General features: G+C 70.2%; 13 protein-coding genes and 1 pseudogene. 8 read left to right on the plus strand and 6 right to left on the minus strand.

What is annotated here, in order from left to right; translation table 11 throughout:
- Positions 1-2: 2 nt before the first annotated feature.
- On the minus strand, positions 3-1,553 hold the full coding sequence (locus SYV04_RS01865) for a methyl-accepting chemotaxis protein (protein ID WP_321543822.1): 1,551 nt from the start codon (positions 1,551-1,553) through the stop codon (positions 3-5).
- A 204-nt stretch (positions 1,554-1,757) separates the two neighbouring features.
- Between SYV04_RS01865 and SYV04_RS01870 the strand changes: the two genes are divergently transcribed.
- Entirely contained in the window at positions 1,758-2,126 is a 369-nt protein-coding gene (locus tag SYV04_RS01870) for an NADH-quinone oxidoreductase subunit A (protein WP_321543823.1), read from the plus strand.
- A 7-nt stretch (positions 2,127-2,133) separates the two neighbouring features.
- A complete protein-coding gene (locus SYV04_RS01875; protein ID WP_321543824.1) occupies positions 2,134-2,697 on the plus strand; it encodes an NADH-quinone oxidoreductase subunit B in 564 nt (187 codons plus the stop codon).
- 78 nt (positions 2,698-2,775) lie between these two features.
- Here SYV04_RS01875 and SYV04_RS01880 read toward each other — a convergent pair whose 3' ends face one another.
- From SYV04_RS01880 to SYV04_RS43875, 4 genes and pseudogenes are all read right to left on the minus strand, one after another.
- Entirely contained in the window at positions 2,776-3,246 is a 471-nt protein-coding gene (locus SYV04_RS01880) for a PaaI family thioesterase (protein WP_321543825.1), read from the minus strand.
- 28 nt (positions 3,247-3,274) lie between these two features.
- A complete protein-coding gene (locus SYV04_RS01885; RefSeq protein ID WP_321543826.1) occupies positions 3,275-5,185 on the minus strand; it encodes a sulfatase-like hydrolase/transferase in 1,911 nt (636 codons plus the stop codon).
- A 201-nt stretch (positions 5,186-5,386) separates the two neighbouring features.
- A complete protein-coding gene (locus tag SYV04_RS01890) occupies positions 5,387-5,989 on the minus strand; it encodes a pentapeptide repeat-containing protein (protein ID WP_321543827.1) in 603 nt (200 codons plus the stop codon).
- Between the two features lie 13 nt (positions 5,990-6,002).
- A pseudogene (locus tag SYV04_RS43875) lies at positions 6,003-6,199 on the minus strand (AHH domain-containing protein); the annotation flags it as partial.
- A gap of 203 nt (positions 6,200-6,402) precedes the next feature.
- Here SYV04_RS43875 and SYV04_RS01895 point away from each other — a divergent pair.
- Genes SYV04_RS01895 through SYV04_RS01920 form a run of 6 tightly spaced genes read left to right on the plus strand, consistent with a single transcriptional unit; the run spans position 6,403 to position 12,638 of the window.
- Complete coding sequence (locus tag SYV04_RS01895) at positions 6,403-7,614, plus strand: adenylate/guanylate cyclase domain-containing protein (RefSeq protein ID WP_321543828.1); 1,212 nt, start codon at positions 6,403-6,405, stop codon at positions 7,612-7,614.
- A 15-nt stretch (positions 7,615-7,629) separates the two neighbouring features.
- A complete protein-coding gene (locus tag SYV04_RS01900) occupies positions 7,630-8,301 on the plus strand; it encodes a hypothetical protein (protein WP_321543829.1) in 672 nt (223 codons plus the stop codon).
- 14 nt (positions 8,302-8,315) lie between these two features.
- Positions 8,316-9,731 (plus strand): Kelch repeat-containing protein, encoded by a 1,416-nt coding sequence (locus SYV04_RS01905; RefSeq protein WP_321543830.1) that lies wholly within the window; start codon positions 8,316-8,318, stop codon positions 9,729-9,731.
- 10 nt (positions 9,732-9,741) lie between these two features.
- Positions 9,742-10,560: a thioesterase II family protein gene (locus SYV04_RS01910; RefSeq protein WP_321543831.1), complete on the plus strand. Its 819-nt coding sequence runs from the start codon at positions 9,742-9,744 to the stop codon at positions 10,558-10,560.
- A gap of 40 nt (positions 10,561-10,600) precedes the next feature.
- Complete coding sequence (gene ectB, locus SYV04_RS01915) at positions 10,601-11,860, plus strand: diaminobutyrate--2-oxoglutarate transaminase (protein WP_321543832.1); 1,260 nt, start codon at positions 10,601-10,603, stop codon at positions 11,858-11,860.
- On the plus strand, positions 11,853-12,638 hold the full coding sequence (locus SYV04_RS01920) for a GNAT family N-acetyltransferase (protein WP_321543833.1): 786 nt from the start codon (positions 11,853-11,855) through the stop codon (positions 12,636-12,638). Before ectB ends, SYV04_RS01920 begins: the two co-directional genes overlap by 8 nt.
- Positions 12,639-12,647: 9 nt before the next feature.
- On the opposite strand, the gene SYV04_RS01925 is transcribed toward SYV04_RS01920, so the two are convergent.
- The gene (locus SYV04_RS01925; protein ID WP_321543834.1) at positions 12,648-13,340 is read right to left on the minus strand and encodes a hypothetical protein; all 693 of its coding nucleotides are present in this window, start codon (positions 13,338-13,340) and stop codon (positions 12,648-12,650) included.
- Position 13,341 lies beyond the last annotated feature (1 nt).

Consider the following 13,341-nt stretch of genomic DNA (forward strand, 5'->3'; position numbering starts at 1 on the left):
AGTTAATCGCGCGCGACCTTGAAGCGGCCCGTCACCGCGGTGAGCCCCTCGGCCACCGCCTGCAGGTCCTGGGCGATGCGGGTAGTGCGGCCAGTGGCATCCACGCCCTGCTTCACCAGCTCGGCCACGTTGCGCGCCCCCTGCACAGCCTGCTCGCTGGACTGGCGCTGCTGGCGCGTGGCGATGGTGATCTGCCGCGCCGCCTCGCTGGTGCCACGCGCCAGCTCGACGATCCGTTCGAATACCGAGGAGGCCTGCTCGGCCACCTCCACCCCGCGGTCCGAGGTGGCCATGCCCACGCGGGCCTTGCTGGCGGCCTCCTCGCCCGAGTCCTGCACCTTCTCGACGATGCGGGCGATGTCCCGCGCCGAGGCCGACACGTTCTCGGCCAGCTTGCGCATCTCCGCGGCCACCAGCGAGAAGCCGCGGCCCACCTCGCCCGCCTTGGTGCCCTCCAGCGCCGCGTTGAGCGCCAGCAGGTCCGAGCGCTCCGCCACCTGGTTGATGACCTGGGCGATCTTCGACACCTGCTGCAAGTCCTGGTTCAGCCCGACGATGGCGTCGGCCACGCCCTTGGACTCGATGCGGATGTCGTTGATGCCGGCCACCACCTGCGCCACCACGGCCATGGCCTCGGCCACCGCCTCGTGCGTGCGCCGGGCGCTGGACTCCACCACCTCGGTGGAGCTGGAGATCTGCTCGGCGGTGCGGCTCAGCTCCTCGAACGTCGCGGCGATCTGCTGCGCGTACGCGGCCTGCTGGCTGATGACGTGCTCCTGGTCCGCCGAGGCTCCGGTCAGCCCGCGCGAGGCGCTGGAGAGCTGCTCGGTGCGCGAGACGAGCTCGGCCACGGTGCCCCGCAGCGTGTTGAGCATCTCGCTGAAGGACTGCGCCATCAGGTGAACCTCGCCCGCCGCGGACACATCCAGCTGGCTGCGGGACACGTCGCCCTTGGCCACCTCGCGCGCCGCCTCCGTCATCTTCGAGACCGGCTCGGTGATGGCCCGGCCGATGAAGAAGGCCAGCAGCAGCCCCAGGAGCGCCACCGCCACGCCGAGGGTGATGCTCGGCATCAGGAAGGTGCGCACCTCCTGGTGGATGGTCGCCGTCTCATAGCCGAGCACGTAGCTGCGCCCACCCTTCATGGCGCAGCGCACCAGGACCATGCCCGGGGTGAGCTTCGCGTCACACCCCGGGTCGGCCTTCACCATGCCGAGCCCCTGGGGCACCGCGCCGCGGTGGACCAACGGGGTGCCGCTGGGCTCGAGCACGGCCTGGAACGCCAGGCTCCCGCCGGTCTCCACCTGGGCGAAGAACTGCTGCAGCTTCTCGGCCCGCTCCCCCTCGGAGGATTGCTCCAAGGGTGGCTCCAGGAGGCGGTCCGCCTGATCCCGGGCCAACACCGCCACGGCCCGGCCCTGGGTCTTGAGCCGCTCCAGTCCGAGCGCCGCCTGACGCGGAGGGAAGTACAGATTGCTGAGGACGGAAATGACGATGGTGGGCACCAGCACCGCCAGCGCCACTTGCCACCGTAGACTGAGCCGACCCCACATTCTGCGCTCCAGACGTAGATAAGACGGGTGCGACGGTAGGCCCCGGGAGCCAAGAGCGTCAAACGCGCCGTGCGTGCTTGTGCGCTCCCTGTGCCGGCGGCCTGTCCCCCGCTGTCTTTCTACTGTCTTCTCAAAGGGTTAGCCTTGGAGCGGGCGGAGTTTCCCTTTGACAGCGCGGGGCCCTGTCCCTATGGTCCGCCGCCGATGAGCACTCCCCTCACGCCCTATCTGCCGCTGGCCGTGGTGCTGCTGCTGTCCGGCGTCCTCGCGCTGATCATCCCGACGCTCGCTGGCCTGCTGGGCCCCCGGCGGCCGAGCGCCGTGAAGTCGATGAACTTCGAGGCCGGCTCCGAGTCGAGCGGTCTGGCGCGCCAGCGCTTCGCGGTGAAGTTCTACGTGGTCGCCCTGCTCTTCATCGTGTTCGACGTCGAAGCGGTGTTCCTGTACCCCTGGGCGGTGAACTTCCAGGCGCTCGGCTGGTTCGGCTACGTGGAGATGCTGGTTTTCGCGGCGACGCTCGTGGTTGGCCTTATCTACGTGTGGAAGAAGGGCGCTCTCGACTGGGAGAGCTGAAAACACCATGGCTGAATCCGACATCACTCCCGTAATCGCCACCCGCCGCGACGAGACCATGAGCTGGCTGCAGCGCGTGGTGTCCAAGGGCCTGGGCTGGGCTCGCAAGTACTCCCTGTTCTCCTACCCCTACGCCACCGCGTGCTGCGGCATGGAGTACATGTCCGTGGCCGCCAGCCGGCACGACATCGCCCGCTTCGGCGCCGAGTTCCCCCGCTTCTCGCCGCGCCAGGCGGACCTGCTGCTGGTGGTGGGCACCATCAACCTGAAGCAGGCCCCCATCCTCAAGCGCGTCTACGAGCAGATGACCGAGCCCAAGTGGGTGGTCTCCTTCGGCGTGTGCGCCTCCTCGGGCGGCTTCTACGACAACTACGCGGTGCTGCAGGGCATCGACCGCATCCTCCCCGTGGATGTGTACATCCCCGGCTGCCCCCCGCGCCCCGAGCAGGTGCTGGACGGTCTGATGATGCTGCAGGAGAAGATCGGCGGTCAGGTCCACAAGATCGCCGACAAGGGCCAGCCCAACCCCACCGCGGCCCACCACGACCTGCTGGCCTCGATGAACAAGTAGCGCGCCCCACGCGCGAAGTCCCCAAGGGCCCCGCGTGCCTCCCGCTGTGGAGGCGCCGGGGCCCTCGGTTTTGAGCGGCTACCAGCGGTGGTAGGCGGGGTGGCCCGGCTTCACGGCCACGAAGGTGCCCCGGCACGTGGCCGTCACCTTGCCGCCGGCGGTGAGCGTGCCCTCGATGACGGCGCGGTCCTCCTTCATCTCCACGGGCCGGGCCTCCAGGCGCACCGGGCCGGTCATGGGCGTGGGGCGCTTGAGCTGGATGCTGTAGTCGGCGGTGACGGTGCAGGGCGGCGTGTCCTGCCCGCTCTGCTTCATCAGGTGCCAGGCCGCCGTCCAGTTGCAGTGACAGTCCAGCAGCGCGCCGATGATTCCGCCGTTGAGCACGCCCGGGAAGGCCTGGTGGTGCTCGGCGGGCGTCCACTCGGCCACCACGAGGTCTCCCTCCACGCAGCTGCGGATGCGCAGGCCCTGGGAGTTGGAGGGGCCGCAGCCGAAGCAGGAGTTGTGCGGGGCGTAGCGTTCCTGGAGGCTCTGGGAGTTCGTCGTCATGGCGACGCACCCTACCCCAGCCGACGCCTCACGGGGCCCGGGCCAGCACCGCGTCCAGCCACGCTGCCAGCGAGGAGACATCCGCGCAGTCTCCCGCGCAGGTGCGCTGCACGCTGCCGTCGGCGCGGGGGCGATCCACCAGCCAGCGCTTCCCGTCGAAGGCGCCTCGGTCCTTCTCTCGCACCATGGCGTCGTGCGCGGAGGCATCCACCTCCACCACCCCGTCGACGCGGATGCGGTAGGTGTCGAAGGCCCGGGGCGCGCCCGGCCAATGCTCCGCGTCGAACACCTCCGGGCTCACGTGGGTGAAGCCTGTCTCCGCATATAAAGGAGGGGGCTGCAGGGGCTCGCCTCGCAGGAGCGGTGCCAGTGACACGCCGTCCGTGTCGGCAGGCAGGGCGGGCAGTCCGGACAGCTCCAGCAGCGTAGGCCCCACGTCCACCAGCCGCACCAGCGTGTCCACCCGGGCGGGCGCGGAGGTGCCGCGAGGGGGCTTCACGGCCAGCAGCACGCGGTACTCCTCCTCCGAGAGCCGGGCGCCGTGGACGGGCGTCGCTCCCGCCAGGTCCGGACGGTCGGCGTGGAAGCTCTCGCCATGGTCCGAGAAGAGGACGATGAGCGCGTCGTCGTAGCGCCCGGCACGCTTCAGCGCGTCGAAGAGCTGGCCCACCTGCGCGTCCGCCTGGGCGAGCAGCTCGTCATAGAGCGCCTCGGCGCCGGCGCGGTTCCAACCGCCCGTGCTCCCCGCCGACACGGGGGAGAAGTGCATGCGCAGCCGGCGCTCGAGCGGCTCGGAGGGCGCCACGAAGCGCCGGTAGTGGGGGTAGACGGGATCGCCTGGGAAGTGCGCCGCGGTGGCGTGGAAGGCGAACAGCGTGGGCCCCTGCCGGGCCTCGGTGACGAGCCGCGCCGCGAGCCTGTCGGCGTAACCCACCGGATCATGCAGACCGGCCAGGGCGCGGTTGTCGATGAACTCGGGCAGCCAGGCGGCGCCCAGCGCGTGGTCCGCGAAGAGGCCCAGCGCGCGGTAGCGCAGCTTCTCCAGCAGGAAGTTCACCGCGCCGCGCGGTGGCTGGAGGCGCGTGGTGAAGCCGGAGTCGGGCCCCTCCGCGTGGAAGCGCGAGCAGTCGGTGGCGAACACGGTGTGCCAGCCCGCGTCCGAGAAGTGTCGAGGGAAGGTGGGCACCTGTTGCCAGCGCGACTCGGCCGTGAGCGAGTAGCGCACCCCAGTGCGGTGGGGCCAGCGCCCGGTGAGCAGGGAGCGCCACGCGGGCTCCGTCTGGGCGATGGGCGTGTACGCGCGGGTGAAGAGCGTGGCGCCCTCCTCCACGAAGCGCTCGAGGTGCGGGGCGACTTCCCGCGTTCCACCGAGGGCACGGAGCCGATCCGGGCGGAAGGCATCCACTCCGATGAGGACGACGAGCGGATGCTTCTCTCCGTCCGCCGGTGGCCGGGCTCCCCACGCCGCGAGCAGCCCCACCGCCGCCGCTGCGCCCACGGCCATTCCCAAGGCGCGCCGGTGCTCGCGCGCGCGCCATGCGAGCAAGCCCAGGTGCAGCGCGAGCCACAGGCCCGCCGCGACGCGCGGGTGCCAGGGTTGCCCATGGTCCACGAGAAAGCCCAGCACGGGCCGCAAGGCGGGAAGATCATCGAAGAGCGCGGGGCGAGCGATGGCACGGTCCCACGCCAACAGCGCCAGCAGCACGAGCCAGTGCGGCACCACCCACCCGAGCGCCTTGCGTCCCCAGGCCCGTGCCAGCAGGCCCGCGCCCAGCGCCAGCACCGCGCCCGCGGCCGCGTAGGCCACCGCCACACGCGTGAGCAGGCCTGGCAGCAGCGGCCGGATGGCGTTCATGAGCGCCGCGTAGGGGCCCTCCACGTCCACGCCGACGCCCACGGCCCCGGTGGTGAGCAGCCGCCAGGTCTCCAGGGCGAACAATGCGAGCCCAAGCCCGACCCCCAGGAGGGAAACGAGCAGCGACCCGCGGAGCAGCCCGGCAAGGGCCCTGGGGGAGATGGCCACGCGCGGGCGTGTACCCGAAAACGCTCCCGCCCGCCATGCCTCGGGCCCTACCCGAGCCTACGGAGTTCCACCTCGGCCTACCACCCAAGGGCCCCTGTGCCCTAAGAGCGCCCCTGCCTAGTAATGCACGCCGTCCAACTGCTCCAGCACGGCCTTGATGGATTCCGGCGTGGTACCGCGCCGCTTCGCGAGCTCCGGGGCGAAAAACGTAAGCGCCATGGTCGAGGGAGGCTCCTCCGCGAAGCCTTCCACCACGATGGAACCGATGTCCCCAGGCCATTGCAGAGCGCTTAGCTCGCGCCACCTGCGCACAGGATCGAAGAGGGTGAAGCACGGCCAGCGCGGAAGGCGGAGCGTGCGAACGTCTCCACCCAAGAACCGGCACCCGTCCAGTTGCGCCTCACCGAAGTCGCACCCCTCGACGCTTGCCTCGCCCGGGGAGGACGGCCACTCGCCGAAGTCGTTGCCCCTGAAGCGCCCGGTGAATCGGCATCCTTTCAAGTGGGCATGACGCCACTGGAAGTTCTTCAGCTCCCGCCGGGCCTCGAAGGTGCAATCAATGAATCGCGCCTGGGGAATGATCAGGTTTCGCGCGGCGCCCCTCAGCACGAGGGTGCAGTCACGAAGCGTGAGATTCGGCCCGAGGAAATAGACGACATCGGGCCCGATCTCGATGCGTTCATTCACCAGTTCCGCATTCTCGAGATTGACCTGGCTCAATCCACTGCTCCCCTCAGAACATGATGAGGCGAAAGAACTCTTCGGCCAGACGCCGACCGTGCAGGGCCAGGTTCGAGTCCGTACCGGAAAGCACCTCTCCCTGAGCGCATTCTCCACGAAGCGCCCTCGCGCTTGACGCTCCAGAAGTAGCGACAACCAGTCTTTGCCCTGCCTACCAGCCTCACGGATGGCTTCGCGCTCTGCGTTGGTTTTCCGTACCGCGCCCCCCGCCGGGGCCCCCCACCCAGCCGGGCAAGCGACCGCACCCGACCTGTGACGTGCGATTGGCGCTCAGGCGTGCCAGACTGTGCAGCCGCGGTTGACCCACGGCACGAGGGCGCCCTGGCGCGATGAACCACGGGACAGGACACAGCACGGAGGAGACCCTCGCCCGGGCGCTCCGCTCGGAGCGAGTGCGTAACGTCCTCCGCCTCTCCTGGGTGCGCTTCCTGGCGGTGTCCGCCATCTTCGGCGTCACCCTCTACCTGGGCTTCCTGCGCGCTCTGGCCGACTGGGCCATCTACACCACCCCCTTCGCCGCGTACTGGACGGTCACCGCGCTCGCGCTGGCGGCCGCCTACCGCTTCAAGCAGGCGGCGCCCCTCGGCGGCCTCTCGCTGGCCGTGATGGACGTGCCCGCCATCTTCTGGCTGCAGACGCTGGCCCTGCCCCTGTCGCCCTCGCCCGGAGGCGTGGCCGGCTTCACGCTGGGCATCTACGTGACGCTGGTGCTGCTCTCCACCCTCTCCCTGCGCCGCGTGGTGACGGTGGCGGTGACGGCGTGCGCGGCCCTCGCGGAGGTGCTGCTGCAACAACAGGCCGGCATCGGCGTGGGAGCGCAGATCACCGCGGTGGTGGTGCTGGCGGCGAGCGCCGCGGGTGCCAACCACCTGGTGCTGCGCATCCGCACGCTGCTGACGGCGGTGACGCGCGAGGAGCTCAAGCGCGCGCGGCTCGGCCGCTACTTCTCCCCGGCGGTGGCCGAGCGCCTGCAGGACCTGGGCACCTCCGAGACGGCGCCGGAGCTGCGCGACGTGACGATGCTGTTCGCGGACATCCGGGACTTCACCGCCCTGAGCGAGCGGCTGCCGCCCGAGCAGGTGGTCTCCATCCTCAACGAGTACTACGGCCGCATGGTGGAGGTGGTGTTCCGCCACGGGGGCACGCTGGACAAGTTCATCGGCGACTCGCTCATGGTGTACTTCGGCGCCCCCATCGCCGATGCGGAGCACGCGCGGCGCGGCGTGCAGTGCGCGCTGGACATGGTGAGCGAGCTGGAGGCCGTCAACGCCGAGCGCGCCGTCCGGGGCGAGCCAGGGCTGCGCATGGGCGTGGGCGTCCACACCGGACCGGTGGTGCTGGGCAACATCGGCTCGGCCACCCGCCGACTGGAGTACACGGCCATCGGCGACACGGTGAACCTGGCCAGCCGCATCGAGCGGCTGACGAAGCTGGTGGGCCTCCCCGTCCTGGTCTCCCGCAGCACCCGAGAGCAGGCGGGTGAGTCCTTCCACTGGCGCGAGGCGCCTCCCGCCACGGTCCCGGGCAAGAGCCAACCGGTGGCGATCTTCATCCCCGAGGCGGGGAGTTCCACCGTCCCCGGGGGGACCCCCGCAGCCGCCTGACTCAGGGAGTCCTCCGTGAAGCTCCGCCCCGTCCAGTACATCGGCCTCCTGTTCGTCCTGGTGATGGGGGCGCGGCTCGCGATGACCCTCACACGGCCCAAGCCGGTCACGCTGCCCCCCTCCCTGTTCCTCCACAACAATCCCCCGCTGCCCCTTCCCCCCATGCCGGCGGTGACGCCCCCTCCCGCCCTACCGCCCCTCGCCGAACTCGCCGCCCCTCCTGCTCCCGCGCCCACCGCCAACACTCCGCCTCCGCCACCTCCGCCTCCCGCGTTCCGCGCGAGCAAGCCCGGCGCCGATCAGTTCCAGCCGCTCCCCTTCCCAAAAGATGTGACCGAGCCATTCACGCCGGAGGGCTTCAAGCAGCACCTGGAGCACGCCTTGAAAGAGTGCCCCATGGGCGCCATGGAGCTGGTCTCCATGGACTGCAAGGAGTTCCCCTGCATGGCGCTCACCGAGCTCAAGGACGAGACGGCCCGCCAGGCGAACCTCAACTCGTGCATGCCTTGGATCGAGATCTACGAGGGCGGCACGCAGTATGTGGCCTCCACCCAGAAGCGCGAGGGACAGGAGTTCCACTACATGACCTGGGTCCCCCTGCCTCCGCACACGGCGGATGCGAAGCTGGTGATGCTGCGCTCCCACCGCCGGAGCAAGGCCCTGGTGAAGGCGTTCACCTCCAAGTAGCCGATACTGCGCCCATGCACTTCCCCATCCCCGAGAGGCCAGGCCCGTGGCTCGCGGTGGCGCTGCTGCTGTCCGTCTGCGCCTGCCAGGAAGAAGAAGGCTTCGGCTCCGTGCAGCTCGTCGTCCAGCCTCCCGCCCTGTCCCCCATCGACATCGCCCGCGTGACGGCCGCGGTCCAGGTTCCCAGCGCGACCCGCGAGCCCGTGCCGCTCGAGTTCACCGACTCCCAGTGGACGGGCACCTTCGGCCCCCTGAGCACCGGCCAGCTCACCTCGTTCCACGTCAAGGCGTTCGACGCCAGCGGCTTCCTGCTCTTCCAGAACGCCTCGGAGCTCACCTTCATCGAGGCCGGCAGGACGCACACCATCGACCTCCCCATGCAGAGCCCGACCCCCTTCGAGCCGCGAAAGTGGACGGGCCGCCTGTCCTCGCCGCGCCGCTTCCACACGGCCACCGATCTGTACGCGAACAAGGTGCTCATCGCCGGCGGCACCGTGCTCGGGCCTGGAGGCTTCGCTCCCACCGCCGAGGTGGAGCTGTACGAGCCCACCCCGGAGCGCTTCACCCCCATGCCCCCCATGGCCAGCCCTCGCTCGGAGGCCACCGCCACCCTGCTGCCTCAGGGGCAGGTGCTCGTGGTGGGCGGAGACAGCGGCCAGGGACTGCTCGCCACCGCCGAGCGGTTCGACCCCCAGACGAATACCTGGAGCCCCGCCGGCAGCATGGCCTCCCCGCGCCTGTTCCACACGGCCACGCGGTTGCCCTCCGGAAAGGTGCTGATCACGGGCGGCACGGCCACGGGCCCCAGCGACAGCCTGGCCGCCGCCGAGATCTACGATCCGGAGACGAACACCTGGAGCCCCGCGGCCAGCATGGCCACCCCGCGCCTGCTCCACACGGCCACCCTGCTGCCTTCGGGAAAGGTGCTGGTGGCGGGTGGCACGAGCAGCTCCCTGGCCGGAGACCTCTCCTCCTGCGAGTTCTATGAGCCCGAGACGAACCGCTGGGTCGCCGCCCCGCGCATGTTCGAGCCCCGCAGCGGCCACACGGCCACCCTGCTGCCCTCGGGCGCGGTGTTCGTCGCCGGAGGCGTCTACCCGCCTCCCACCGGCAGCCCCTGGGGCGGCGAGCGCTGGGACCCCATCGTGGAAGCGTGGATCCTCGGCCCCGCCGCGACCGCCAACGTCCGGCGACACGCGGCCACCCTCCTGCCTTCAGGAAGGGTGCTGGTGACGGGCGGCTTCCTCGAGCCCCAGTTCGCGGTGGCCCAGACCGCCGCCCCCTACCAGATGCAGTACCAGGGTTTTCAGCCCAACGAGCGACTGCTCTTCGGGCGCGCGGGGCACACCGCGACGCTGCTGCGTTCGGGCAAGGTGCTCCTGGTAGGTGGCAACGATCAGGAGTCGATCAGCGAGCTGTACGGGCCTTGAGGCTCGTGACTTGACTCGCTTTCGTGGCCCGTGCGACAGCGGGTCGGCCGCTCTCACGGCGGCCCACGAAGACGAAGGAGCAGAAGCCCTGACGCCCTGGCTGCCCAACCGAAAGCCCCTCGCCGCGCCGCGCCTTCGCCTGTTCTGCTTCCCGTACGCGGGCGGCAGCGTCTCCGCATTCCAGGGCTGGAGCGAGGCGCTCCCCGAGGGCGTGGAGCTCTGCGCCGTCCAGCCCCCCGGCCGCGAGCGGCGCCTGATGGAGCGCCCCTTCCGCCGGCTCCCCGAGCTGCTGGATGCCCTGGAGCCAGTCCTGCTGCCGCTGCTGGACAAGCCCTTCGTCCTGCTCGGCTACAGCATGGGCACGCGGATCGCGCTGGCGCTCACCCAGCGCTGGCAGGAGCGAGGCGGTCCCCAACCCCAAGGGCTGGTGATGTGCGCGGCCGCCGCGCCGCACGTCTCCCGTCCCTCCCGCGAGTCGCTCGATGACGCGCGCTTCCTCGAGCTGCTGCGCAACTACGAGGGCACGCCTCCCGAGGTGCTCGCCCACCGCGAGCTGATGGAGCTGCTGCTCCCCGTGCTGCGCGCCGACTTCGCGCTGTCCGACACCGTGCTCCCCACCACGCCGGTGCGCTGTCCCATGTCCGTCTGGGGTGGGCTGGAGGACCCGCACGTCTCCTCCGAGGAGCTCGAGCGCTGGCGGGAGCTGAGCGCCGGGGAGTTCCGCATCCGCCGCTTCCCAGGCCGACACTTCTTCCTGAGGACCCACCGGGACGCACTCCTGGCGGCGCTGCATTCGGAGCTCACCGGCTATCTGGCGAGAGATCCCTGATATACTTGTTATGCAGGTCTAAACCTCGCCCGGTCCCGCCATGTCCCAAGCTCCCAGCGTCTTCGAGCAGTTCGAGTCCAACGTCCGCAGCTACTCGCGCTCCTTCCCGGCGATCTTCCAGCGCGCCCGGGGCTCGGTGATCTACGACACGAGCGGCAAGGAGTACCTCGACTTCTTCTCGGGGGCGGGCACCCTCAACTACGGCCACAACGAGGAGCGGATGAAGCGCCGGCTGATCTCCTATCTGGAGTCGGACGGCATCATCCACGCGCTCGACGCGTCCACCACCGCCAAGCAGGAGTTCCTCACCCGCTTCCGGGACGTCGTCCTGCAGCCTCGGGGCCTGGACTACAAGGTGCAGTTCTGCGGCCCCACCGGCACCAACGCGGTGGAGGCGGCCCTGAAGCTGGCGCGCAAGGTGACCAAGCGCACCGGCGTGTTCGCCTTCAGCGGCGGCTATCACGGAATGTCCCTGGGGAGCATGTCCGTCACCTCCGGCCGGAGCGTGCGCGCCTCGGCCGGCGTGCCCACGGCCCACACCACCTTCATTCCGTATCCCGTCGGGCCCCGAGGGAACTTCGACTCGCTGAGCTACCTGCGCAACCTGCTCGAGGACAGCCACTCCGGCGTGGACGTACCCGCGGCGATGATCCTCGAGACGGTGCAGATGGATGGCGGCATCTACATCGCCTCCGCCGAGTGGCTGAAGGAGCTGCGGACACTGTGTGATCAGCACGGCATCCTGCTCATCTGCGACGACATCCAGGCGGGCTGCGGCCGCACGGGGCGGTTCTTCTCCTTCGAGCGGGCGGGCATCCAGCCGGATCTGGTGACGCTGTCCAAGTCGATCAGCGGCTACGGCCTGCCCATGGCGCTGCTGTTGATGCGCCGCGATCTGGATCAGTGGAAGCCCGGTGAGCACACGGGCACCTTCCGTGGACTGCAGCTGTCCTTCATCGCCGCCACGGAGGCGCTCGGGTACTGGCAGGAGCCGGCGTTCGAGAAGAGCATCAAGAACAAGGAGCAGCTGCTGCGCGGGGTGTTCGGCGACGCGCTGCCGGGCCTGGAGGGCGAGCTGGACCTGCGCGGGATCGGCATGGCGTTCGGCATCGACATGATCAAGGCGGGCGGCTACGAGCGGGCGCGGCGCATCCAGCAGCGGGCCTTCCAGCACGGCCTCATCATGGAGCAGTGCGGACGCGAGGACACCGTGCTCAAGGTCATGCCGCCGCTGACCACCACCGAGGAGCAGCTCATGAAGGGCTGCGAGATCCTCATCGACAGCATCCGTCATGCCTGAGACCGAACTCTCGCGCTACCTGCGCTTCCTCCGAGGGCTCCAGGAGCGCTCGGGCTCGCGCGCCGTCCCCTTCCCCGGAGGCACGGCGTTCTTCCACGAGCAGTTCCCCGACTCGTGGACGCACAACTTCCTGCGGGTGGAGGCGCCTCCTGGAGCGGTGACGGCCGAGGCGCTTGCCGCCCAGGCGGACGCACTGCACTCGGCGCAGGGGCAGGCCCACCGCCGCCTCTGGGTGGGAGACGAGGCCACCGGCGAGGCGCTGGCGCCCGGCTTCGAGGCTCTGGGCTGGGGCGTGGGGCGCGAGTGGATCATGGTCCATCGGGGGACGAGCCCCGAGGTGACGGAGGGGCTGTCCGTGAGCCGCCTGTCCGACGAGGAGGTGTTCCCCTTCTGGGAGGAACTCTTCCGGCGCATGGAGCACGTGCGCAGCGAGGAGACGGCGCGGCAGCTCGCCACGCGCAACCTCGTGCTCGGGCGGAGGCTGTCCGTCCAGCACTTCGGGATCCGGGTGGACGGGCGGCTGGTCAGCGCGTGCGACCTCTACCCTGGCGAGGGCCTGTCGGACATCCAGGACGTGGACACCCTGGAGGAGCACCGTGGGAAGGGGTACGCCCGAGCGATGCTGCAGGGCGTGCTGCGGACCGCGCGCGAGCAGGGTCTGGCCCCCAGTTTCCTCTCCACGGACGAGGAGGACTGGCCCAAGGAATTCTATGGGCGGCTCGGCTTCGAGCGCATCGGCCGCCTCTACACGTTCCTCAAGGTGCCGCCGAAGGCGTGAGCGCGGTGCTCAGCCCGTGTGCCGCAGGCGAGAGAGCAGCTCGCCTGCTCGGATGCGCACGAGCGGCTCCATCTCTCGGCAAGGCTCGACCTGGGTTGCCAGCTTCGTGGACTCCTCGGCGGAGGGCCGCACCCAGCCCAGATGCAGCGCCTGGGCATACCCGGTGAGCCACGCCAGCACGAGCGCCTCCAGCTCGGGCACGAAGTACTGGCCATAGTCGAGCGAGCGCGGCTGCAACGACGTATGCCCCGGCAGGCTCGTCTCGGAGGTGAGTTCCAGTTCGTGCGCGGTAAAGGCTCCGTCCTCGCTCTTCTCCAGCTCCAGCCGCAGCCGGCGCCCCTCCGTCCGGGTGTGGAGCAGCAGCGCATAGCGCCCCGGCTTCACGTATCCCGTCGCGTTCGGCTTCGCGCCGGGCAGCCAGTAGTAGAGGAACTCCGTGTCGTTGAAGAGGACGACCTCGTGGCCGCTGTAGCGGCGCAGGAAGGCGTCGCTGAAGGTGAGGAGCAGGTACAGGCGCTCCGCTCCAGGCACCTCCCGTGCCCAGCTCAGCAGGCGCGGCTCGTACGCGTACAGCCCCGTGAAGCAGGTCCATGCCCGGCGGGCCCGATCTCGCGTGGCCTCCGCCCGCCCACCGCGAAGCCATGCGGCGGCGCGGGCCAGTAACGGCCTCCTGCCCTCTTCGATGGGTCCCCCCCCGGGCACG

The organism is Hyalangium ruber, from assembly GCF_034259325.1.
GTDB lineage: Bacteria > Myxococcota > Myxococcia > Myxococcales > Myxococcaceae > Hyalangium_A > Hyalangium_A rubrum.